The organism is Pseudomonas sp. MYb2 (assembly GCF_002979955.1).
Classification (GTDB): domain Bacteria; phylum Pseudomonadota; class Gammaproteobacteria; order Pseudomonadales; family Pseudomonadaceae; genus Aquipseudomonas.
In genome coordinates, this window is sequence record NZ_PCQC01000009.1 from 94,018 (window position 1) to 117,756 (window position 23,739).

Consider the following 23,739-nt stretch of genomic DNA (forward strand, 5'->3'; position numbering starts at 1 on the left):
CTTATACTTCAGCGGTTCACCCACCGTTCAATAAGGATGTTCCATGCCTCAACGTCTTTTACTGGCGGCACTGTTCCTCGCAGTCGCCGGTTGTGCCAGCCCTCCTCCCGCTTCCGTTCACACCCATGATCCCGCCAGTTCGACGCTGCAAGGCGATGCCGCGCGGCCGGCGCAGGCGCAATGGCTGCGCACCGAGCTGTACTTTTCGGTGGGTTCGATCGATGGCAAGGAAGGTCTCGTCGGCCCGGCGCGCTGGCGCGAATTTCTCGACAGGGAAGTCACACCGCGCTTCCCCGATGGCTTCAGTGTGCTCGACGCGTATGGTCAATGGCGCGATAAAGGCGCTAAAGAGCCTGAGCGCTTGAGCACCAAGGTCATTGTGATCCTGCATGAGAACAGCGTGCAGCGTTCCCGTGACATCGAAGCGATTCGCCTGGCGTACAAACGCATCACCGGCGACCTGTCGGTGCTGCGTTTGTCGCAACCGGCCGAGGTGTCGTTCTAGTCCGATATCTGCCCAAGAGCTTGCCGAGGCGTCGACGCCACGCGGCTCACCCCCGCCAGAATCAGCGCCCCCACCAGCAACACAGCAATCCCCAGAAACGCGCCATAGCCGACCATTGTCACGCTGGAATACAGCATGTACAGGCACAACCCGAAAAACAGCAGCGGCAACAGCGGATACAACGGCACCCGCACCGGCCTCGGCACGTCGGGAAAGCGCCGCCGCAGAATGATCAACGCGACGCTGCTCAAGCTCAGAAACAGCCAGTACACCGGAGTCAAATACTCAACCATAGTGTTGAAACCACTCTGGGTAAAACTGCCGAACAACACCAACAGCAACGCCACCGCGCCTTCCGCGAGCAAGGCTTTGCGCGGCACGCCGTGACGGTCGTCCCAGTCACCGAAACTGCGCAGTTGCGGCACATCACGGGCGGCAGCGTAGGTAGTCCGGGCGCCGACCAGCAGGGTCGAGTTAATGCTGGCGATGGCGGCGATACCGACCATCAATAGAATCAGCATGACCCCGGGTGCGCCGAACGCGCGGTTCAGCAGCTCAACCGCCGGCGCGTTGCTCGCCGCCAGTCCGGCGAATCCCAGACCTGCGACGAACGCCCAATTGAGCGCCAGATAGATGCTCATCAGCACCGCCAGCGCTCCGATCATGGCGATGAAGATGCCCCGCCGACCGTCGCGCACTTCTGCCGATAATGTTGCCGCATCGCTCCAGCCACCGAAGGCCAGGAAAACGAAAATCATCGCCGCCGAAAATCCGGCCATACCGGTGTGCTGCGGCGTGACCGAAACGTCCGCTACCGGTGGTTCGATGCCCTGCCACTGCAGCCAGACACCGGCGCTGGCAATGCTCAGAAAACCCAACGCGAGCAAGCCCACCAACAACGTCTGAGTGATGAAACCAATGTGCTTGCCCGAGAGATTGAGCAGCACCAGGGCGGCAATGATCGCCCCGGCAAACAACCCCGAGCCGTACTGCCCCAGCGGAACTACCGCGTTGAAGTAATCGGCAAACATGAATGCCGACAACGCGATCCATCCGGTGTGCATCACCGAAAACCGCGACCAGGCGAACAGCAATCCCATGCGTTCACCGTAAGCCGTGCGCAAAAAATGATAGTCGCCGCCCGGGTGCGGAAATGCCGTGGCCATCTCGGCAAAACACAGCGCGCCGATCATCGACGCCACACCGCCGAGCCCCCACACCAGGTAGAAATGTTCTGGCGCGACGTTAAGTGCCACGGTCGGCGCGGTTTTCAGGATGTCGGTAGTGATCACCATGCCCAGCGTGATCAATAACGCCTGAAACACCGGCAGATGCCGCCCCGGCCCCGCGTTAGAAACCATAAGTGGCGCGGGCGTAGTAGTAGGCGCCGTTGGTGCCGATCGGCGAGAGCACGTCATACGGCAGGTTGCCGCCGTAGTTGATCGCCGAGCCGGAGCGTTCCGGGTAGTTGTCGGTAAGGTTGTTGCCACCCACGGCGATGTTGAATTTCGGGGTGAATTTATAGGCAACCTCGGCGTCCAGTTGCCATACCGCGCCGTAGGTCTGCTCCGGTTGCGAATCGCCGAAATCGAACACGCGGGTGGTCTCGCCCTGGCGCGTCAAACGCCCGAGCAAACCCCAATGCTCGCTGGCCCAGTTAGCGGAAAAGATCAAGCGGTCCTTCGGCGCGGCGTCGGTCAGGGTGTTGGTTTCTTCGACGCCAACCAGTGCGTCATTGCCGATGCCCAACGCCGTCAGTTGCGATGGCGTGCCTTTGGTGCTGGTGACTTTGGTGTGGTTATAGGTATACGCGGTGGTCAGGCCCAATTGCCCGTCATAGAACGGCTGATGGTAGTTGAGCACCAGTTCGGCGCCGTGGGTGCTGGTGTCAGCGGCGTTGGTGAAGAAGTTGACGTCGTGCACTCCCGCTACGCCGAAGTTGTCATTGATGTAGCTTTCCAGAGCATCGCTGCCAATGCGTTGTGACAGGGTAATGCGGTCTTTGACGTCGATGCGGAACACGTCCAGCGAGGCGTCGAAGCGTTCGTTCAGCTGGAAGGTCAGGCCGAGGCTGAAGTTTTTCGAGGTTTCCGGATCGAGCTTTTCCGCGCCCAGTGCACGGGCGATCGGATCGTTGACCGAGAGCACGCGAATATCGGTGAGCGTACCGCCATCGCCGAAGTTGCTGGTGGTGTTCTGGAAGCCGCTTTGCGCCAGCGATGGTGCGCGGAAGTTGTTCGAGACCGCACCGCGCAATGCCCACTGATCGGTCAGTTTGTAGCGGCCACTGAGTTTGCCAGTGAGCTTGCTGCCAGCGTCATCGTAATGTTCCCAGCGCGTGGCGCCGTCGACGAAGAAGCGGTCGGTAAGGTCGCCGGACAACTCGGCATAAGTGCCGAACACATTGCGGTCCAGATCCGATTCTTCACTCGGCCGCAAGCCATTGGCGCCATCGGCACCAGAGCCGATGTAGGAAGCCTCGTCGCCGGCGTAGGTCAGGTAATTTTCGTAGCGATACTCACCACCGACTGCCAGCACGAACGAGCGTCCACCGAGGCGCAATTCACGGCTGAAATCGAGGTTGCTGCTGGTCTGGCGCAGTTCGTAGTCGCCGGTATCGAATTTCGTCGGCGAGTCTTCACCGAGGCTGACATTGAGGGTGCGCCGGGTCGATCCATCGAAGCGGTTGCGGCCATGGGTGACGCTGCTGTCGAAGTCCCAGTCGTCGCCGATCATGCCTTTGAAGCCCGCCGTGGCGGAAACATCCTTGTTGTCGCCGAGCGATTGCGGCAAGTAGCCGTTGGGGTAGAACTGCGGTTGCTCGTACGGATAGCGATAGAACTCGGCGCCGGTGGTGTGACGCTGGTTGTAGGTACCGAAGCTGTAGGCCTTGCCGCCCGCCAACGGCAGCTCACTGTTGAACCACAGGTTGACGTCGCGGGCGAGGCCGTCGCCCATCACGTAGTTGCGCTGGTTCGGGGTATCGGCAAAGCCATCAAAACCGGCGCGGTTGGTCGGGTTGCGATCCTTGTACTCGGTGCCGCCGCGGATAAACCCACCCTCTTCGCCCAGGCGCGTGCCGATCTTCGCGGTGGTCACGCTGTTCTGGCCGTCGGTGGTAGTCTTGCCGATGGCGTCCTGGTGCGTGTGATAGGCGCCATAACTGGTCGAGACCTCGCCGCCCTCGGGCGCGTCATCGAGGATGATGTTGATCACTCCGGCGATGGCGTCGGAGCCGTATTGCGCACCTGCGCCGTCGCGCAGCACTTCGATACGTTTGATGGCACTGATGGGAATCGAGTTGAAATCCACCGGCGCGGTGCCACGACCGATTTTCGACGAGTCGTTGACCACCGCCGAGGTGTGGCGGCGCTTGCCATTGACCAATACCAACACCTGATCCGGGCTCATGCCGCGCAATTGCGCAGCACGCACATGGTCGGCACCGCCGGAGTTGGATTGGCGCGGCAGACTGAAGGACGGCAACAGCGTCTGCAAGGCTGCACCCAGTTCACCATCAGCGGCGCCGGCGGTTTTCAGGTCTTCAGCGGTGAGTACATCGACCGGCACCGGCGAATCCAGCACGGTACGCGAAGTGCCACGGGTGCCGGTGACCAACACGGTGCCGAGTCGCGATTCGCTGTCAGCACTTGCCGAAGTTTCTTCGGCGTTGGCCGGAAGTTGCCAAATGGCGGACACGACAGCGGCCGCCAGTAATGAACGGGAACGGTAATACATATGACAGCTCCTTGAATCGCAGTTAACACCCGGCCGTTGCCGACAATAAAGTTCGGCAAGCAATGCGCGGCAATGTCTGCTGTAGTTTTGGATTTCTGGAAGGCAGTGAAGGTTTTTTTACGATGAGTTGCAGTTTCCCCAGCTGAGACGTTTCCCCTTGGAGCCTGATGCTAGACGAGCTGCCGCAACTCGCAAAAGAACCAATAACGCTTAGGTTAGATCGCTCTAAAGGATTGTTCTTAGTTCAGCAGAAGTGTTGCTGAGCCAACACCTCAACCAACTAACACCAATTTTTCACACTGAAATGCAGTCCCCTGCAGGAGTGAGCCTGCTCGCGATAGCGGTGTGTCAGCTGACAACTTTCTTACTGATACACCGCTATCGCGAGCAGGCTCACTCCTACAGTTTTGATTTGCATCAGACGCTACTTAGTCGAACTCTTTTTCCAGCCAGGCATCCTCGGCAATATCCAGTTCATCACCACTGAAGCGCTGTTCGGCAAACGGATCGGCGTGCAGATGAAAGCCATTGCGCTCCCAAAACCCCGGTTGCTCCTCGTTAACAAATTCCAGACCGCGCAACCACTTCGCGCTCTTCCAGAAATACCGCCCGGCGACCACAAGGCGCAACGGCCAGCCGTGTTGGGCGGTCAAGGGCTGGCCGTTGTAATGAGTGGCCAACAGGCTGGCCGGGTGAAGTAAATCATCGAGTCGCAAGTTGGTCTGGTAATCGTGGTCGGCATGAGCCATGACGAACGCCGATGTCGGCTGGAGATTGAAAACCTGCAACAGATCCTGCAGGTGTACCCCGCTCCACTCGGTGTCGAACTTCGACCAGCGTGTCACACAATGGATGTCGCAGCGCAGTTGCCGTTGTGGCAGTGCCTGCAGATCGGCGTAACGCAATTCGATCGGTCGGGCGAGCGTGCCGAACAGGCGCAACGACCAATGGGCGAGGTCGTATTCGGGTATTTCGCCTTCGTGCAGGATGGGAAATCGCTCCGTCAGCACTTGGCCTGGGGGCAGTCGATTACCGAACAACGGATCCGCTGCCGGGGAACGGCTTTTGTGTAGGCGTGCAGCTTTGTTATGCATGTAAGCTCCAGAACTCCCTCAGTTTGCGCAACTACGCGTTACCCCTGTGGGAGCGAGCCTGCTCGCGAAAGCGGTGGGTCAGTCACCAGAGATATCAACTGATCAGACCTCTTCGCGAGCAGGCTCGCTCCCACATGGGCGATGTCGTGGCAAATGCTCTAGTTGACCACCGGAATCCACGGTGCCCGCGCGACGTTGGCGGTATCACCGAAGGCCGGGAGTTTCTGCGCCAGATCTCGAACGTTTTTCACGTCCAGATCCAGCAGTTGCTGACGGGTAATCAGTGTCGGCGGCACCAGCACCTGATGCCCAGGATTTTCCCCGGCAATCAACATCGCCAGACTGCGTACGCTGATCGCCCCGGCCACTTGCGGATTGACCGCCGCCGTCGCGGCCCAGGCGCTGTCCGGCTCTTTCATGATCTGGATATCGGCGGTGGAAATGTCCGCGCTGTAGATCCTCACTTTGCTCGCCAAACCCGCTTCATCCACGGCGATTTTCGCGCCTTTGGCGAATTCATCGAACGGCGCAAAGATCACGCTGATCCCCGGATTCGCCCGGAGCACCGCACTGGCCTGATCGGCCACTGAATTGGCAATCGGCGGGTTCAGCGTGCCGAAACGGGCCTTTTCGATGATCCCCGGGTTGGCTTGCTTCACTAGACTCCAGATCTCGTCGCGCCGCTCCATCGGCGTGAAGCCGCTGATGTAGACGTAGCCAGCATCGAAACGCGTGCCGTTGTCCTTCACCGCCTGATCCAGTGCCAGGCGTGCCAAAGCGTGGTGATCCTGCTCGACCTGAGTCACTTGCGGCGTGTTCAGGTCAACGTCGAAGGCGACGACTTTGATGCCTTTGGCAATGGCCCGGTCAATCGGCGCTTTCAGCGTTTCGGCGAGCCCGAGCTGGACGATGATGCCGTCGACGCCCAGATCAATCGCCTGATCGATCATCTCGCCCTGACTCGCCGCTTGCTGCCGCGCGTCGAACACCCGCAAATGGGCGCCCAGCGCTTCAGCCTGTTGCTCTACACCGCGCAAATACGCCTCGGGAAAATCCCCGGAAAACAGGTAACCCACCAACGCGATCTGCACCTGACCTTTATCGAACGGTGCCGGTGCACCGGGCAAGGCCTGTGCCTGAACACTCAGGGCCATGGCCGAGAGCAACGCACCGGCAACGAACTGTTTGATTGAACCGTGCATAGCACTTCCTTGAATGAATGCGGCTCAGCGCGCCCGATGCGCGAGGCCGAAGGTGAACATCAGGGCCAGCACCAGCACCAGTCCCTTGACGAAATCCTGCGCGTAATACGGCGCGTTGAGCATGGTCAGGCCATTGAGCAGCGACGCCACCAGCAGCGCACCGATCAACGTGCCGAACGCATTGGGCTTCTTTGCGCCGAGCACGGCAAAACCGATCAGCGCTGCCCCCAACGCGTCGAGCACCAGACCGTTGCCGGAACTGACATCACCGCGCCCCAGCCGCGCCGCGAGCAACACACCGCCCAGTGACGCCAGCACCGCCGAGAGCACGTAGGCCAACAACTTGAAGCGCTGCACCGGCGCACCGGCAAGCCGCGCCGCCTGCTCGTTGCCACCGATGGCATAGAACAGACGGCCAATGCGCGTACGTTCGAGAAACAGCCACACCGCCAGCGCAACCACGGCAGTGATCAACACCGGAATCGGCACCACCTCCCACAACCGCCCGCGCCCCAACGCGAGAAACGCAGCGCTGAAGGTGCCCTCGGTTTCTTCGCCGCTGGGCAAGGTCATGCCGACGGCAATCGAGCGTCCGCCCGTGGGAATCAGTTGCACACCGATCACCAGAAACATGCTGCCGAGCGTTGCGAGAATGTCCGGCACGCGCAATTTGACGATCAGCCAACCGTTGAGCAGCCCGACCAGCGCACCGCCGGCAAGGCTGATCAACACCGCCGGCACCGCGCCCCAGCCGAGCACGACCATCACGTAACTGGCAATCATCAGGCTCATCGCCGCCACCGCGCCAATCGACAGGTCGAGGCCGCCGACCGCCATGGTCAACGTCACACCCAGCGCCAGCAGCGCCACAATCGACACCGATTGCAGGATGCTGAACAGATTGCCGACCCGCAGAAACGCTGGTTCGGCAACGCTGAAAAACACCACGATCAGCGCCAGCAGCCACAGCAGGCCATAGCGGATCAGCCCGTGCAGCAGACGTTCGGCACGTGCCGGCTCGGTCGATAACAGTGAACTTGAATCAGGCACTCGCTCTGCTCCTTGGCGTGGCTTGAGGGGAATGTTCGGTCACGTCGCTGCCGGCCAGTGCGGCAACCAGATCGGCACGATTGAGGCCGGCACGCGGGTACTCGGCGACCACCGCGTGATCGCGCACCAGCAGAATGCGGTCGGCAATTTCCAGGGCTTCATCGACGTCGGCGCAAATCACTAAAGTCGCGCGCCCCTCGGCGCTGTCGCGCAGCAGTTGGCCGATGTCGCGGCGGGCGCGCACGTCGACGCCTTGAAAGGGTTCATCAAGGATCAATACCCGCCCTTCGCCGAGCAGCCAGCGGCCGAGAACGACTTTCTGCTGATTGCCGCCGGACAAAGCGCTCATGGGCACATCGATGCCGGTGGTCTTGATCCCCAGCGCCGCCACTTGTGCCTCGACCGCTGCCGCTTCGGCGCGGTTGCGGATGAAACCGCCGCGGGTAAAGCGCTCGAGAAACGGCAAAGTCAGGGTGCGACGCAGGGAGAAGTCCGGCACCAGCGATTGACTGGCGCGGTCTTCGGCGGCGAAAAAAACACCGTGCTGAATCGCCTCCCGTGGCGACCGCGCAAACCCTTCGACACCGTCCAGTCGCACGCTACCTGACGTCGCGTGACGCAAACCGAACAGCGCTTCGGCAATCTCGCTTTTACCGGCGCCCAACAGCCCGGTGAGCACCACCACCTCGTTTTCATGCAGGGTCAGATCGAAGGCTTGAGAGCGTGGCAGTATCTTCATCGCGGCAAGCTGCAACACCGCTCGCCCTGGCACGCGCGGCACATACGCATGCTCGCCAAGCGCCTGGCCGAGCATGGCGCTGACTGCCTCGGGCAATTGCTGTGCCGTGAAGTCACCCGCCATCCGTCCATCACGCAGGACAATGGCGCGATCCGCCACGCGTTGCAGGTCGGACAGTCGATGGGAGATGTACACAATCGCCACCCCACGACTACGCAAGGTGTCGATCAAGGCGAACAGGCGCTGCGCCTCGGCATCGGAGAGCGCCGCCGTCGGCTCATCGAGAATCAGCAGGCGCGGCTGCAGGGCAAAGGCCCGCGCCAGCACCACCAATTGGCGCTCGGCCTGCCCCAGATGTTCGATCGGTTGCTCCAGCGGCAAGGTCAGACCGAGGCCGGCAGCAATGTTCGCAGCGCGCGCAAGCAGGCGTTTACGATTGAGCCAGAAGTCCGCGTCCGGCTTGCACAACTCATCGAGCAGCAGGTTCTCGGCCACGCTCAAACCTGGGGCGATGCCATCGTTGATCTGCTGATGCACCGCGACAATCCCGACCCGGCGCGCAGACAACGGCGAGTTGAAACAGAGATTCTGACCCTCGACGCTGATCTCGCCGGCATCGGCAGTCTGACTGCCCGCCAGGATCTTCACCAAGGTCGACTTGCCCGCGCCATTGGCACCGAGCAAGGCCACCACTTCGGCGGGATAAATATCCAGACTGACGCGATCCAGCGCGCGGTTCGAAGCAAAGGATTTGCTCAGCTCACGCACACGAATCAGCGGCTCGCGGGCCACGGCGACAGGCGCACTCATAAAATTCCTTAGCGGCGATGAGCCAGCGAACGCACCAATCGATCGCCCAGGCTCTGCACGCCTTGAACGAGGATGACCAACACCACGACAGTGGCAACCATGACTTCATTGTTGAAGCGCTGATAGCCGTAACGGATCGCCAGATCGCCGAGCCCGCCGCCACCGATCACCCCGGCCATCGAGGAGAATCCGATCAGCATCACCAGCGTCAGGGTGATCCCGGCAAGCAACGCCGGCAATGCTTCGGGCAACAGCACTTTGAAGATCACATGGCCGATGTCGCCGCCCATGGCGAGGATTGCTTCGATGCGGCCCTTGTCGACTTCGTCCAGCGCGTTTTCGACGATGCGCGCGAAGAATGGAAACGCGCCAATGGTGATCGGCACTACGGCGGCGGTGCTGCCCAGGGTCGTGCCGACCACTAGTCGGGTCAGTGGAATCAGAGCAATCAGCATCACCACAAACGGCAGCGAACGGCCGAGGTTGACCAGTGCACTCAACGCGGTATTCAGCCGTGGCATCGGGTAAAGCCCACCGCGGCGGCTGATAAACAGCAACACGCCCAGCGGCAAACCGATCAGCAGCGTGAACAACCCGGCGAGTAGCACCATGTACAGGGTTTCCCCGGTGGCGTTGAGCACCAGTTGCAGGATTTCATACCAGTCAATTGAGCGATTCATGATTGTGCTGCCCGCACGCCGTACTGTTTGAGAAAACTCAGGCCGGGGGCCGCATGCCCCAGCGGTAATCCGCAGGTCGGGCGCAACGAACTGCCCAGGCTCGATTGTGGATCAGCCATCAGACGCGGCACCGGCCCAGCCTCCACCATCCGCCCGTTGGCCATGAACGCCGCGTGATCGCAGATCGACTTGACCACGTCCAGTTCGTGGGTGATCAGCACAATGGTCAACCCCAGTTGCCGATTGATGTCACGCAACAGTTCCAGAATCGATGCGGTGGTTTCCGGGTCGAGGGCACTGGTCGCTTCGTCCGACAACAAATATGCCGGCTCCGCCGCCAGCGCACGGGCAATGCCCACGCGCTGTTTCTGGCCACCGGACAATTGCGAAGGAAACGCCTGCGCCTTGTCAGTCAAACCGACCAGTTCCAGCAGCTCGCGTACGCGCACGTGACGCCACGGTTTGCCGACATTGGCGATCTCCAGCGGTACGGCAATGTTGTCGAAGACCGTGCGTGAATGCAGCAGGTTGAAGCCTTGAAAGATCATACCGATGCGCTGGCGTTGCTGGCGCAGATCGCTGGCGGATAGCTTCATCAGGTCGACGCCATCGAGCAGAATCCGTCCGCTGTCGGGACGTTCGAGCAGATTGAGGCAACGCAACAGCGTCGACTTGCCCGCGCCGCTGCGCCCGAGAATCCCATAGACCGCGCCGTCGGGAATGCTCAGCGATACCTGATGCAGTGCCGGTTGCGCCGCTGACGGATAGGTTTTGCTCAATTGCTCGATGGTGATCATGGCTGGCTGCCTGCCACTGGAATCACCGAACCGGCAAAGTGATCGGTGATGTACCTGGCGACTTGCGGCGAAGTCAGATCCTTGGCCAGTTGCGCGATACGTGGGTCGTTCTGCAGTTTCGGGGTGGTCACCAGAATATTGGCGTAAGGATTGTGCTCGGCTTTCTCCAGGCCCAAGGCATCCTTGGCCGGCACCAGGCCTGCGTCGAGCGCGTAGTTGCCGTTGATCACCGCCAGATCGACATCGTCCAGCGAGCGCGGGATCTGCGGTGATTCGATTTCGAGAATCTTCAGCTGTTTCGGGTTTTCGGCGATGTCTTTCGGTGTTGCCTGATCAGTGGCCGGATCGTTGAAACCGGGTTTGAGTTTGATCAAGCCATTGTCTTGCAACAGGTACAGCGCGCGGCTCAGGTTGGTGACGTTGTTCGGTACAGCGACGGTGCCTTTATTCGGCACGTCAGCGAAGCTTTTGTGGCGACGCGAGTAAATGCCCAAGGGTTCGATATGCACGGTGGCGGCCACCGCAAGTTTCTCGCCGAGCGCCTGCTCCTGGGATTTCAGATAGGGCAAATGCTGGAAGTAATTGGCGTCGACATCACCGTGCACCAACAGCTCATTGGAGTTCACACCGTTGGGGATTTCGATGACCTTGAGGTTGAGTTGCGGATCGATTTTCTGGATGTACGCAAGGATCTGCGCGTGAGGCACCGGGTCGGCGGCGACGCGCAACGGTTCCAGTGCCTGAGCACTGAATGAAGTCACCAGTGCGCCGAGCACGGCCAGGGTCAAACCGGCTTGTTTCAACATATCGATAATCCTTGAGCGAGTGATGAATCAGGCGGTTTTGCGCACTGGCGCTGGTGGCAGCAGCGCGTCGGCATAGAAGCGTTGCGCGACATCGGGGTGCGAGCGCAGACGTCCCTTGAGGTAATTCCAGCCGACGTCGCGAAACAGTGGATTGAGCGGATCACTCGCCGGCCCGCGCGCCTCGCGCAGCAGCGCGGTGGGCAATGGGTACAGCGGCACCGTGGCGTCGAGTTGTGCGCCGAGGAAGAACGCGATGGACAGGCGTTCGCTACCCTGCGGCGGCGACACGACGCGATGCACCGTGGCACGCAAATAGCCGTTGGAAGCGAGTTCGAGCAGTTCGCCGATGTTCACCACCAGCGTGTTCTCCCGTGGCAGCGCATCGATCCAGCGGCCCTCTTCGATCTCGACTTGCAGACCGGCCTGCTGGTCTTGCAACAGGAAACTCAAGAACCCGGAATCCTTGTGCGCACCGACGCCTTGATGGCTCGCCTCGCGCGACTGACCGGGATAGCGCATCAGCTTGATGTGTTCGTTGGGTCGGTCGCCGTAGAGCTGATCGAAAGCATCGGCACGCAGCGACAAGGCCTGAGCGAAGGCGCGCAGTAAACGCAGGGACATGTGCGTCATCGCCTGCTGCCATTCAAGCAACAAGGGTTTCAATTCCGGCAATGCCGCCGGCCACTGGTTGGGCCCTTGCAGCCGCGCCCAGAAGGGACTGTCCGCTTGTATTGGCAAGGCCTCGCGCTCGGCGCCCAGATCGAACTGTTCGCGCCAGTCGGGTTGGCCACGGGTGATCTCGGAGGCAGCACGGTTGTAACCGCGAAAGTGCGGCGAGTTGATCATGCCGACCGCTGCTTTGGCGCTGTCAGGCAAGGCGAAAAACTGGCGAGCGTGTTCTTGCACTTGCTTGAGCAAAGCAGAGTCGATGCCATGGCCGGTCAGATAGAAGAACCCAACGTCGCGGGCCGCCTGGCGCAAGTCATCGAGAAACGCATAACGCTGCTGCGCCGTGCCTTCGAACAAGGACAGATCAAGGGTCGGTAATGCGGTGATGTCAAGGGTATGCGGCATGATTCACTCCCGTGTGAATCAAACCTGAAGAGCCTGTGATCGATTCAGCGTGTGCCGTCATGGCAATCGGGGTCTGTCGGTTTGATGCGTTTTGGTTCGTCGTTGCGACAAAACTAAACGATCTTAAAAATACGTAGCCAATATCTTTTTCGCATTACCTTAGGTCTGATTTCCCCTCACCCCAGCCCTCTCCCGAAGGAGAGGGAGCCGACCGTGTTGTCCTGCGGTATGCATCGACCTGAACAACCGGGTTGGATTCGGCAAATATCGTTCAGGTCGACGTAGCACTCAAGATCACCTCGGTCACTCCCCTCACCCCCGCCCTCTCCCGAGGGAGAGGGAGCCGACCGTGTTGTCTTGCGGTATACATCGACCTGAACAACCGGGTTGGATTCAGTACAAACGTTCAGGTCGACGTAGTGCTCAAGATCACCTCGGTCACTCCCCTCACCCCAGCCCTCTCCCGGGGGAGAGGGAGCCGACCGTGTTGTCTTGCGGTATGCATCGACCTGAACAACCGGGTTGGATTCAGTACAAAACGTTCAGGTCGACGTAGCGCTCAAGATCCCCCGGTCAGTCCCCTCTCCCTCTGGGAGAGGGTTAGGGTGAGGGGCACTGACGACTCGGTATCAAGCGTCCTGCAATGCACGTGGGCGTTGGCTGCGTTGTTCGGCACTGGCATCCGGCGCCGGTTGCAGCTGAAAGTCGAACTTCAGCTCGGCATGGCGTCCAGAGACGTCGTCCTCGTGGAACAGCACTTCCCCGACCAGCCCTTCACGGGTCGCATAAGCAAAGTCGTCCCACAGATATTGGTCGCCCGACAGATTGATCTGCGTCGTCAGATGCCGATGCCCCGGGGCGCTGATGAAAAAGTGCACATGGGCCGGACGCTGGCCATGGCGACCAAGCAGGTTCAGGCATTCCTGGGTCGGGCCTTGCGGGTCGCAGCCATAACCGGACGGCACGATGCTGCGCGCGCGGTAACGGCCTTCGGCGTCGGTGATGACGCGTCGACGCAGGTTGTACTCGGACTGGCTCGGGTCGAAAAACGAGTAAGTGCCCTTGGTGTTGGCGTGCCACAGGTCAACCGTGGCACCGGCCAACGGTTGGCCGTGAAGATCGAACACCTGGCCTTCGAGGCGCATCACGGTGGCGATGCCCTCCTCGCTGCCATCATCCATGCGGCATTCGCCTTCGCACAGGGGTGCTCCGGCCACATACAGCGGCCCTTCGATGGTGCGCGGCGTGCCGCCGGTCAAACCGATCTGCGCGTCCTTGGCGTCCTGCAACAGGTCGAGAAAGTGTTCGATACCCAGCCCTGCGACCAGTAACCCGGCCTCTGAGCGACCGCCCAGGCGGTTGAGATAATCGACGGCTTTCCAGAACTCGTCCTCGCTGATGTCGAGGTCTTCGATGATTGTCGCGGTGTCCTGCAAAATGCGCAGGACGATGGTTTTCAGACGGGAATTACCCTCGTCGTAGGCAAAACCGGCGGCTTCTTTGAAGAAGGCTTGCAACTCGGCGGTGTGGGCAATTTTCACGGTCATGGTGGTTTACCTCATCTTGTTGTTTTGTCGACGCAGTTCTTGAGTTCCAGCACCGTCCCTTGTAGGAGTGAGCCTGCTCGCGATAGCGGTCTGCCAGTTACCATCGATGCTGAATGACACACCGCTATCGCGAGCAGGCTCACTCCTACAGGGACCGGGTTGGGTCAGCGATCGTCGCTGTGGATCGACGACGGATGCCGGCAGAGGCCATCGACCTCGATATCCATGTAAGGGAACAACGGCAAGCGCATCAGCGTGTCGTGCAGTGCCTCGACGCTCGGCACGTCGAACACGCTGTAATTGGCGTAGTGCCCGGCGATGCGCCACAGGTGCCGCCATACGCCTTCGCGTTGCAGCCGTTGCGCCAGCTCCTTCTCGTCAGCCTTGAGCCGGGTGGCCAGTGACGGGTCCATATCGACGGGCAATTTCACGGTCATTTTTACGTGGAACAGCATGGTGGCTCTCCTGATTCAGTGGCGGCGGAAACGCGCCAGACGCTCTTCATCCAGCGTCAGGCCCAGGCCTGGAGTTCGCGGGATGTGCAGATGAAAATCGCGGTACTGCGGCGTTTCGGTGACGATGTCTTCAGTCAGCAACAATGGGCCGAACAGTTCGGTGTCCCAGGTCAGTTGCCTGATCGTGAGGAAGGCGTGCGCCGAGGCCAGCGTGCCGATGGAGCCTTCGAGCATGGTGCCGCCGTAAAGCGCGATGCCGGCGGCTTCGGCGATTTGTGCGGTTCTGAGCACGGCGCGCGGGCCACCGTTCTTGGCGATCTTCAGGGCGAAGACACTGGCGGCGCCGTCGGCGGCGAGGCTGAAGGCGTCCTCGACACTTTCGATCGATTCATCGGCCATGATCGGTGCCGGGCTGCGCTGGTTCAGACGAATCTGTCCGGAACGATTGACCCGCGAGATCGGCTGCTCAATCAGGTCGATGCCGTTGTCACCGAGCACCTGACAGCCGCGAATTGCCTGGGACTCGTCCCAATACTGGTTGACGTCGACGCGCACACTGGCGCGCTCGCCGAGGGCCTTTTTGATCGCCACGACGTGTTTGAGATCCTGTTCGAGCGGGTTGGCGCCGATCTTCAGTTTGAAGATGCGATGGCGGCGCGCCTCGAGCATCTGTTCGGCCTCGGCGATGTCGCGGGCGGTGTCGCCGCTGGCCAAGGTCCAGGCCACTTCAAGGCTGTCACGTACGCGGCCGCCGAGCAGCTCGCTGACCGGCAGACCGAGGCGCTTGCCTTGGGCATCGAGCAGTGCGCTTTCGATGCCGGACTTGGCGAAAGTATTGCCCTTGGCGATCTTGTCGAGCCGCTGCATCGCCGCGTTGATGTTGTTCGCTTCCATGCCCACCAGCGCCGGGGCCAGATGCGCGTCGATATTGGCTTTGATGCTTTCCGGGCTTTCATAACCGTAAGCAAGACCGCCAATGGTGGTGGCTTCGCCGATACCTTCAATGCCATCGCTGCAACGCAGGCGCAGAATCACCAGGGTCTGCTTCTGCATCGTGTGCATCGCCAGTTTGTGCGGGCGGATGGTCGGCAAGTCGACGATGATCGTCGACAGGCTTTCAATCAGAATTCGCTGCATGTCTGTGTCCTTTACAGAGTGATCAACCGAGGTCGCCGCCACCGACCGGCAAGGTCACACCGGTGATGTACGAGGCGTCGTCGGAGGCGAGAAAGAGGATCGCGCCGACCTGTTCATCGAGGCTGCCGTAGCGTTTCATCAGGCTGCTGTCGAGGGTTTGCGCGACGATCTCCTGATACCAGGCCTGCTCCTGCGCCGACTGTTCGCCGGCATTACGCGGGATGCGTCGCGGCGGAGCTTCGGTGCCGCCCGGTGCGGTGGCGTTGACGCGAATGCCACGCTCGGCGTTTTCGAAGGCCAGGCACGCGGTGAGTGCGTTGATGCCACCCTTGGCCGCGCCGTACGGCACGCGATTGACGCTGCGGGTGGCAATCGACGAGACGTTGACGATGGCGCCGCGCCCTTGCTTGAGCATGTACGGCAACGCCGCGTGGCAGCACCACAGGGTCGGGAACAGCGAACGGCGCACTTCGGCTTCGATCTGCTCGACTTGGTAATGCTCGAACGGCTTGGCCCAGATCGTCCCGCCGACATTGTTGATCAGGATGTCGAGACGACCGAAAGTGTTGATCGCCTCGGCCATGACCCGGGCGCAATCGGCGTACTGTTCGAGGTCAGCCGTCAGCGCCAGAACCCCCTCGCCTTGCAGCTCGTGAACCAGTTCGGAGCGGTCAACGGCAACCACTTGCGCACCTTCACGCAACAGGCGTTCGCACACGCGGCGGCCGATACCCTGCGCCGCGCCGGTGACCAGCGCGACCTTGTTGGAGAATCTGTTGTTCATGACAACCTCGAAAATTGGGGTTCAGGCAGCCGCTGCGGCGAATTTTTCGTAGTAGAAGTTCGCCGGGGTGATGCCCTGCTCGCGGATGTATTGGCTGACCGCCTCAACCATCGGCGGCGGCCCGCACAGGTACACGTCGACGTCGCCTGCGTTGAGGTGGCGCGGCTCGATGTGCTGGGTGACGTAGCCCTTGAGCGGGTGCGCGCTCTGCGGGTTGGCCACGCACGCACCAAAGCTGAAATGACTGATGCGCGCGGCGAAGGCTTCGAGGCGGTCGAGCTCGACCAGATCGAAATCATTGGTCACGCCGTAGATCAAATGCACGGGATGTTCGCTGCCCTGCTCCGCGATTTTCTCCAGCATCGCGGTGAACGGGGCCAGGCCCGTGCCGCCGGCGAGCAACAGCAGTGGCCGCTTGATTTCCCGCAGGTAAAAACTGCCCAACGGCCCGGCCAGGTTCATGCTGTCGCCAGCCTTGGCCAGCCCGGTGAGGAAGCTGCTCATCAAGCCGCCGGGCACGTTGCGAATCAGAAAGCTGACCTCGCCATCCTTCTGCAACGAGCTGAAGGAGTAGGCGCGACTCTGCTCGCTACCGGGCACTTGCAGGTTGACGTACTGACCCGGCAGGAACGCCAGTTTGCTCAGCGCTTCGCCCTTGATCGACAGCGCGATAGTGCTTTCGGACAACTGCCGGACAGCGCTGATCGATGCCTGGAAGTTCGCTTGTTCGGTCTTGCACACCTGCGAACCTGCCGGCACTCGCACCACACAATCGCTTTCGGCGCGCATCTGGCAAGTCAGCACATAACCTTGCGCGAATTCGTCCGGGCTCAAGGCGTCTTCGATGAAGTTGTCGCCCATGTCGTAACGCCCGGCCTCGGCGAAACATTTGCAGGTGCCGCAGGCGCCGTCACGGCAGTCCAGCGGAATGTTGATGCCTTGGCGGTACGCCGCGTCGGCCACGGTTTCATGGCCGCCAGCCTCGATGAAACGGGTGACGCCGTCTTCAAAATTAAGCGCAATCTGGAAATTCATGGTGCACCTCGTCGTGTCGACTAGATGTGGTAAATGTCGATGACCTGACGGACGTAATCGTTTTTCAGCACGACTCTCTTGGCCTTGATCAGCGGCTGTTCGCTACGCAGATCGAGGGTGTAGAAACTGCTGCCGAAGTAGCTGTCGGTGACCTGGTAGCGGAAGCTCAGGGTGTGCCAGTTGAAGCGCACCTGGCACTGGTCGGTGCTGTGCTCGACGATCTCGATGTTGCTCAGGTTGTGCGAGGTGCGGGTGTCGGGAATGGTCGCGCTGGAGCGCTCGGTCTTGATCCGGAAGATGCGGTCTTCGAGGCCGCCACGGTTGCCGTACCAGATCAGCGAGATTTCGCTTTGCGGGTCTTCGGTGAGCGTGTCGTTATCGTCCCAGGCCGGCATCCAGAAAGTCGCGTCGGCGGCGTACAGTTCCAGCCATTGATCCCATTGGCCGTCATCGAGATAACACGCTTCGCGGTAGAGAAAATCGCGCACGGTGTCGTAGAGGTTGCTCATCACACGGCCTCCACAAGGATCAGTTGTGGCTCGGTGGCAGCGGCTTTGAGCATGGTTTCTTGCCAATATTTGTGTTGCAGCACGAACAGGCCTTCGTCCTCGGTGCGCATGCCGGAGAGCAATGGCTTGAGGTCGATTTCCTCGGCAGCGGCATCGGCGCCTTCGACCCAATGGGTCGCGCCTCGGGACATGTCGTTCCAGCCGCGCCCGGCGCCGTAACCGGTCTGGCACGAGCGGAACTCTTCCAGGTCATCCGGGGTGGCCATGCCGCTGACATTGAAGAAATCTTCGTACTGGCGAATGCGCTTGGCGCGCGCCTCGGCGCTCTCGCCTTTGGGGGCGATGCAGTAAATGGTGATTTCGGTCTTGTCGACCGAGATTGGCCGGGCGATACGGATCTGCGAACTGAACTGATCCATCAGGTACACGTTCGGGTACAGGCACAGGTTGCGCGAGTTTTCGATCATCCAGTCGGCGCGGGCCTGGCCGAAATCACGGGCCAGTTCGTCGCGGCGCTCATAAGCGGGACGGTCTTCGGGGTTGGCCCAGCGGGTCCAGAGCAGCAGGTGGCCGTGATCGAAGGAGTAGAAACCGCCGCCCTTTTTCGCCCAACTGCCGGCGCTCATGGTCTTGATCGCTTCGCCCGCTTCGCGTTGCTGGCGCTGATTTTGAGTCGCTGCGTAGTTCCAGTGCACGGAGCTGACGTGGTAGCCGTCGGCGCCGTTTTCGGCGGTGAGTTTCCAGTTGCCTTCGTAGATATAGGAACTGGAGCCACGCAGCACTTCCAGGCCTTCTGGCGACTGGTCGACGATCATGTCGATGATTTTCGCCGACTCGCCCAGATGCTCCGCGAGGGATTTGACCTCGGCGTTCAGGCTGCCGAACAGAAAACCCCGATAGGATTCGAACCGCGCAACTTTGGTCAGGTCATGGGAGCCTTCGCAGTTGAAGCCTTGCGGGTAACCGGCCTCGCTCGGGTCCTTGACCTTGAGCAGTTTGCCGCTGTTGTTGAACGTCCAGCCGTGGAACGGGCAGGTGTAGCTGGAGCGGTTGCCGGATTTGTGCCGGCACAACATCGCGCCACGATGGCTGCAGGCATTGAGGAACGCGTTGAGCACACCGTCCTTGTTGCGCACGATGAAGATCGGCTGGCGCCCCATGGTGGTGGTCAGGAAGTCGTTGTTGTTGGGGAGTTGGCTTTCGTGGGCGAGGTAAATCCAGTTGCCCTCGAAGATGTGCGCCATCTCCAGTTCGAACAGACGCGGATCGGTGAACATCTCCCGCTTGCAGCGGTAGGCGCCCTTCTCCTTGTCTTCTTCAAGCATGGCATTGAGGTAGTCGATTCCCAGGGACATGGCCGGGGCCTCCATTGTTATTGTTCAGGCCAGGTCAGATTAGGGAGGCGATGCGCGGGGCAATAGCCGAATCCTGCAGACCGCTATCCGTTTTGTGCAGGATGGTCCGGCAGATGATTCAGCGTGTTTCGAAGGGAGGTATCAGTGGCGGCGTTTGAAGGTCTGCGACGGCAGTTCGCCGAACTGTTGACGATAGCTTTCGGAGAAACGGCCCAGGTGCAGGAAGCTGTAATCCAGCGCCAGTTCAGTCAGATTGCGCACCGGGCAACTCGGGTCGCTGAGGCAGGCGTGGACGCGTTCGAGCTTGCGCTGGCGGATGTATTGCATCGGCGTGACGCCCAGTTGGCGTTCGAACAAGGTGTACAGCGAGCGCGGGCTCATGCTGGCTTGCGCGGCCAGATGTTCGGCGGGCAAGTCGCGTTTAAGGTTGCGTTCGATGTAATCGAGGATGCGTTCAAAACTGATGTTGGGCGAGCTCAGGCATTCACGGCTGACGTTAGTGTTCATCAGCGAAATCAGTTTGCTGCCGATGATCTGCGCGTAATGCTCCTGCACCCGCAACAACGGATCGCTGGCCTCGGCTTCCTGGCAGACCATTGCCAGCAGGTTGGTGAAACCTTCCAGCTCATTCAACTGATAGTGATTGCGCAGGAATCGAATACCGCTCGCCGGGCGTATCCAGCGCTGCTCGTCGCACACTGTTTCAAGGACACTGACCGGCACCTTGAGAATGAATTTCTCGCAATCGTCCGAGTAGGTCAGATCGACCGGATCGTCCGGGTTGATCAGCAACAGTTCGCCCGGCACCAGATGCTGCTCGTGTTTGTGCCCGCGCCACAGGCAATTGCCTTGCAGCAGGACTTGCAGGTGGTAAACGGTTTCCAGCGCCGGCGATGTCACGCGAACACTGCCGCCATAACTGATGCGTGCGAGATCGAGATCGGCAAGTTTGCGGTGATTGAGACTGGCTTGCGGATGGGCGGTCCTGGACAGGCCGATGAAGTGCTGGCCGACGTGCTGGTTGACATAGTCGGAGACGGCGTAAGGGTCAGCGTGACGAAACACGCTGCTGCGATCACTCAGCAGATGGCTGTCCATGGGGCAGTGCTCGATCTTGTCATTATTATGGTTTCACGGCTTCACCGGTCACAGTACGCCCCGGTTCTGATGTGGGCAATCGCACGACGGATCGGGTATCCGGTAATCGAACACTTTTACCAGCGTGTCGTGCTCGCTCAAGCAAAAAAGCCCGGCTGATCTGGCCGGGCTTTTCGTTGGCTGCTGCGGTAAGCGCGTGCATTCAGACTGCACGGCGTTCGATCAGGCGATCCGCACCACCTTCTGCGACCCGATTGCCTTGCAGATGATCCGAGCCATCAGAAGCAACGGCGTCGCTGAACAATGGATCGGTTTCAGTAGCGGCAACTGCATCGCTGAACAATGGATCGGTTTCGGTGGCGGCAAAAGCATTCAGTGCGAAGATCGAGAAAGCGATACCGAGAAGGACTTGGCGTTTCATGGTGATGTGCTCCGATTGCGTGGTTGGGAATGGAGCCGATCTTACGCCGCGGTACTGATATGAGAACTTCATTGAATTAATGGTTGTTATTGATGCAGTCAATAGTTGGGCCGCGCGATGATTGCCTACAGCCGCCAATGGAAACGCCCTACAGCCCTTCAGACCGCCAAAAAGAAAGTTCGTACTTTTGACAGCTTTATACAACAAAAAAACCCGTCACAGCACAAGACTGAAACGGGTTTTCCCACAGTAACGGTCGTTACTTCAGATCGTCAAAGTGGTCTCGCAGGAATTCGTAAAAGCTCAACGCTTTGAACGATCTCCATACGAGGCTCAGCGTACGCAGCAAATGCTTCATACGTTTTGGCCTCCAGGTCAGGGGGCCAAACCTCCAGCAAACTTACCGGATCATGCGTGCCTTCAGCCTAAACGTCAGTCTGGCTAGTGAGGCGGCCGGTTGAATGCCCTCTGAACCATCATCCCGGCACGGGTGCAAAACCGTGTCAGAGGGAATGAAACCGTTGAGTTGCCAGCCAGACCTCACCTTCGAACGAACATCTGAGCGTCGGCATCATAACCTTCAATCAAAGGTTCTCATGCAGAGAAACTTTCTGCTTTTGTAAATCGTTATTTCTGCATGATTAATTCGAATAAACAATGCTAAAAAAACCGGATCAAAGCAAAGATTAACGTTGCAAGGTGACGCAAAGGCTCCTACCATTCCTGCACGTCAGTTTGGCTAGTGAAGCACCAACCCCGGCCGCAAACCGAGGTTTACAAAAGAACCGCCCCGCAAAGGCGGTTTTTTTTCGCCTGGAAATCGCTGCTTCATACGCACACAACCAACGCACCCAAGCCAATGAAACGCTATTTGCACTTGGCCAACACCACCTGACAGGTATTCGGCGTGCCGCCTGAACGGCCGGCGTAGCGGATGCAGTTATTCATCGATTTCTGCCGCGCCATGTTCAGGCTGGAGCCCCACGCCAGACCTCCCTCGCCAACGGTCGGCAAGGCCTTGGCGTAACAGCTGTCGCCGACGCCAGAGGGTGGATAATGCTTGCGGTTCTAGCAGCCGGCGGCCAGCGTCAGGCTGAAGACGATCAGGGTAGGCAGAACCCATGGCGAGCGTCGGTCGATCATCGCGTTGCACCTGTCGCTAAAGGGTCGTGTACCGTTGAGTCTAGCCGTTTGCACTTGCCTTTCTGCACAAATCTTCTAAACGCCCAGCTGCGTTGCGCGGTATTTTATGAGGCCGCATTTTTCAAAGCCGAGCCCTGGAGCCTTCCGTGGATAAACGCAACTGGATCGATCTGTCCCAGGATGTCGACACCGGGATTGAATCGATTCGTGCTCACTTCGAAGGGCATGCCTACGACCCGCACTGGCATGACAGCTTTCTCGTCGGGGTCACCGAGCAAGGCGTTCAGCAGTTCAATTGCCGCCGCGTGCGCCATCGCAGCACGCCGGGCCAGGCGATCTTGCTGGAACCGGGGGAGATACACGATGGCCATGCACCGACCGAGGACGGCTTTACCTATTCGATGCTGTACCTCGACCCGCATTGGCTGGAGCGCGAAATGCACGCGCTGTTCGAAGACGCGCCGTCCGACAGCCAGCCCGGTTTTGCCGACACCCTGAGCCAGGACCCGCGTCTGGCTACAGCCATTCATCAAGCCTTCCACGCACTGCACGACGGCGACTTGCGCATCGTTCGCCAAACCGCCATCGATGGCCTGTTGGGCTCGCTCACGGGCCATCTCGCTTGGCGCAAGCGTCAGGATTTCGATCCGCGCCTGCCGCTGGTGGCGCAAGTGGCGCGGGACTATCTGCACGCACATGCCTATGAAGACATCGGCCTCGATGACCTGGCGCGCGTTTGCGGGGTGGATCGTTTTCGTCTGAGCCGCGCCTTCAAGACAGCCTTCGGCCTGGCGCCGCACGCGTATCTGATCCAGCTACGTTTGGCCAAGGCACGGCAGTTGCTCGCACGCGGTGAAACACCGGCGCAGGTGGCCAGCGTGCTGGGTTTTGCCGATCAGAGTCATTTGGGGCGCTGGTTCCGCCGCGCCTACCAACTGACACCGGCGGACTACCGCAAGCGCTGCTCAAACCTTCCAGACTGACGCACATTGACGAGTAATCATGGCCCCCTGTGTTCACTTTCAGGGAATCTGCACCATGGCGTCATTACTGCCCTTCCTGCTGTTTGCTTTCGTTGCGTCCATCACTCCCGGCCCGACCAATATTCTGGTGTTGAGCCACAGCTCGCGCCAAGGCTTGCTGGCCACGCTGCCGATCATTTTTGGTGCCTGCGCAGCGGCGGCGCTCATCGTGCTGGTGGTGGGCCTCGGTGCCGGCGAAACACTGCTGCGTTTTCCTCGTGTGCAGCAAGCCATGGCCTGGGGCGGCGTGCTCTGGTTGAGTTGGCTGGCCTGGCAGATCTTTCGCAGTGCACCGCCATCACTGAACCCGACAGAGCAGCAAGAACAAGGTTTGAGCGTGCTCGGCGCGGCAACGCTGCAACTGGTCAACCCCAAGGTGTGGATGATGGCCATGGCAGTGGTCAGTGTGTTTGTCGGAGGCGGCGACCAGAAGCTGCAACTGTTGGTGTTGTCGCTGGCATTTCTGCTGGTGTCGTTGCCGTGCATGACGTTGTGGGCGCTGCTGGGCGTGGGCAGCAGGCGGTTGATCGGCTCACCGCAAGCGTTCAGGCGCATGAACGCAGTTTTGGCGTCGTTACTGCTGCTGTCGGCATGGCTCACCGTACTGGCCTGAAAGGCTCCTACAGGGGGGCAACACTGACTTTATTTCCCCTCTGGGCTGGTGTCCCAACCACGATCCCGGTAACTGGTTTTATCGTGCTCTGGAAAGTCGGTCGTCCATACCCCCCAATCCATGTA

At 60.1% G+C, this 23,739-nt stretch carries 22 protein-coding genes and 1 pseudogene; 3 read left to right on the forward strand and 20 right to left on the reverse strand.

Annotated elements, in window-relative coordinates; genetic code table 11:
* Positions 1-43: 43 nt before the first annotated feature.
* Complete coding sequence (locus tag CQ009_RS17200) at positions 44-505, forward strand: DUF3574 domain-containing protein (protein ID WP_105707678.1); 462 nt, start codon at positions 44-46, stop codon at positions 503-505.
* On the opposite strand, the gene CQ009_RS17205 is transcribed toward CQ009_RS17200, so the two are convergent.
* The 20 genes and pseudogenes from CQ009_RS17205 to CQ009_RS30245 form a co-directional block, all read right to left on the reverse strand.
* Entirely contained in the window at positions 502-1,866 is a 1,365-nt protein-coding gene (locus CQ009_RS17205) for an APC family permease (RefSeq protein WP_105707680.1), read from the reverse strand. The genes CQ009_RS17200 and CQ009_RS17205 overlap by 4 nt on opposite strands.
* Entirely contained in the window at positions 1,856-4,243 is a 2,388-nt protein-coding gene (locus CQ009_RS17210; RefSeq protein WP_105707682.1) for a TonB-dependent siderophore receptor, read from the reverse strand. Before CQ009_RS17210 ends, CQ009_RS17205 begins: the two co-directional genes overlap by 11 nt.
* Before the next feature lie 428 nt (positions 4,244-4,671).
* A complete protein-coding gene (locus CQ009_RS17220) occupies positions 4,672-5,337 on the reverse strand; it encodes a sulfite oxidase-like oxidoreductase (protein ID WP_105707684.1) in 666 nt (221 codons plus the stop codon).
* Positions 5,338-5,495: 158 nt separating this feature from the next.
* Positions 5,496-6,539 (reverse strand): substrate-binding domain-containing protein, encoded by a 1,044-nt coding sequence (locus tag CQ009_RS17225; RefSeq protein ID WP_105707686.1) that lies wholly within the window; start codon positions 6,537-6,539, stop codon positions 5,496-5,498.
* 24 nt (positions 6,540-6,563) lie between these two features.
* Entirely contained in the window at positions 6,564-7,589 is a 1,026-nt protein-coding gene (locus CQ009_RS17230; RefSeq protein WP_105707688.1) for an ABC transporter permease, read from the reverse strand.
* Positions 7,582-9,138, reverse strand: a complete 1,557-nt coding sequence (locus CQ009_RS17235; protein ID WP_105707690.1) for a sugar ABC transporter ATP-binding protein — start codon at positions 9,136-9,138, stop codon at positions 7,582-7,584. The genes CQ009_RS17230 and CQ009_RS17235 overlap by 8 nt, the downstream gene beginning before the upstream one ends.
* Positions 9,139-9,146: 8 nt before the next feature.
* Positions 9,147-9,818, reverse strand: coding sequence for a methionine ABC transporter permease (locus tag CQ009_RS17240; RefSeq protein WP_064390404.1), 672 nt, complete (start codon positions 9,816-9,818; stop codon positions 9,147-9,149).
* Positions 9,815-10,615, reverse strand: a complete 801-nt coding sequence (locus tag CQ009_RS17245) for a methionine ABC transporter ATP-binding protein (RefSeq protein ID WP_105707692.1) — start codon at positions 10,613-10,615, stop codon at positions 9,815-9,817. Before CQ009_RS17245 ends, CQ009_RS17240 begins: the two co-directional genes overlap by 4 nt.
* On the reverse strand, positions 10,612-11,421 hold the full coding sequence (locus CQ009_RS17250; RefSeq protein WP_105707694.1) for a MetQ/NlpA family ABC transporter substrate-binding protein: 810 nt from the start codon (positions 11,419-11,421) through the stop codon (positions 10,612-10,614). Before CQ009_RS17250 ends, CQ009_RS17245 begins: the two co-directional genes overlap by 4 nt.
* 27 nt (positions 11,422-11,448) lie before the next feature.
* Positions 11,449-12,495 (reverse strand): isopenicillin N synthase family oxygenase, encoded by a 1,047-nt coding sequence (locus CQ009_RS17255; RefSeq protein WP_105707696.1) that lies wholly within the window; start codon positions 12,493-12,495, stop codon positions 11,449-11,451.
* A 629-nt stretch (positions 12,496-13,124) separates the two neighbouring features.
* Positions 13,125-14,042, reverse strand: a complete 918-nt coding sequence (catA, locus tag CQ009_RS17260; RefSeq protein ID WP_105707698.1) for a catechol 1,2-dioxygenase — start codon at positions 14,040-14,042, stop codon at positions 13,125-13,127.
* Between the two features lie 164 nt (positions 14,043-14,206).
* Positions 14,207-14,497: a muconolactone Delta-isomerase gene (gene catC, locus CQ009_RS17265; protein ID WP_105707701.1), complete on the reverse strand. Its 291-nt coding sequence runs from the start codon at positions 14,495-14,497 to the stop codon at positions 14,207-14,209.
* 15 nt (positions 14,498-14,512) lie between these two features.
* Positions 14,513-15,634 (reverse strand): muconate cycloisomerase family protein, encoded by a 1,122-nt coding sequence (locus CQ009_RS17270; RefSeq protein WP_105707703.1) that lies wholly within the window; start codon positions 15,632-15,634, stop codon positions 14,513-14,515.
* A gap of 22 nt (positions 15,635-15,656) precedes the next feature.
* Positions 15,657-16,418: a 1,6-dihydroxycyclohexa-2,4-diene-1-carboxylate dehydrogenase gene (locus CQ009_RS17275; RefSeq protein ID WP_105707705.1), complete on the reverse strand. Its 762-nt coding sequence runs from the start codon at positions 16,416-16,418 to the stop codon at positions 15,657-15,659.
* 21 nt (positions 16,419-16,439) lie between these two features.
* Positions 16,440-17,453, reverse strand: a complete 1,014-nt coding sequence (gene benC, locus CQ009_RS17280) for a benzoate 1,2-dioxygenase electron transfer component BenC (protein WP_105707707.1) — start codon at positions 17,451-17,453, stop codon at positions 16,440-16,442.
* Positions 17,454-17,473: 20 nt separating this feature from the next.
* Positions 17,474-17,962: a benzoate 1,2-dioxygenase small subunit gene (gene benB / locus CQ009_RS17285; RefSeq protein ID WP_105707709.1), complete on the reverse strand. Its 489-nt coding sequence runs from the start codon at positions 17,960-17,962 to the stop codon at positions 17,474-17,476.
* The gene (gene benA, locus CQ009_RS17290; RefSeq protein ID WP_105707711.1) at positions 17,962-19,317 is read right to left on the reverse strand and encodes a benzoate 1,2-dioxygenase large subunit; all 1,356 of its coding nucleotides are present in this window, start codon (positions 19,315-19,317) and stop codon (positions 17,962-17,964) included. The genes benB and benA overlap by 1 nt, the downstream gene beginning before the upstream one ends.
* A gap of 141 nt (positions 19,318-19,458) precedes the next feature.
* Positions 19,459-20,415: an AraC family transcriptional regulator gene (locus tag CQ009_RS17295; protein ID WP_105707713.1), complete on the reverse strand. Its 957-nt coding sequence runs from the start codon at positions 20,413-20,415 to the stop codon at positions 19,459-19,461.
* Between the two features lie 202 nt (positions 20,416-20,617).
* Positions 20,618-20,836 carry a hypothetical protein gene (locus CQ009_RS17300; RefSeq protein ID WP_105707715.1) on the reverse strand — a complete coding sequence of 73 codons (219 nt, stop codon included), beginning with the start codon at positions 20,834-20,836 and terminating at the stop codon, positions 20,618-20,620.
* An 867-nt stretch (positions 20,837-21,703) separates the two neighbouring features.
* Positions 21,704-21,979, reverse strand: a pseudogene (locus tag CQ009_RS30245) (hypothetical protein).
* Positions 21,980-22,125: 146 nt separating this feature from the next.
* Here CQ009_RS30245 and CQ009_RS17310 point away from each other — a divergent pair.
* Together CQ009_RS17310 and CQ009_RS17315 are read left to right on the forward strand one after the other, a co-directional pair.
* The gene (locus CQ009_RS17310; protein ID WP_105707717.1) at positions 22,126-22,962 is read left to right on the forward strand and encodes an AraC family transcriptional regulator; all 837 of its coding nucleotides are present in this window, start codon (positions 22,126-22,128) and stop codon (positions 22,960-22,962) included.
* Positions 22,963-23,017: 55 nt separating this feature from the next.
* On the forward strand, positions 23,018-23,614 hold the full coding sequence (locus CQ009_RS17315; RefSeq protein WP_105707720.1) for a LysE family translocator: 597 nt from the start codon (positions 23,018-23,020) through the stop codon (positions 23,612-23,614).
* Positions 23,615-23,739: the final 125 nt, after the last annotated feature.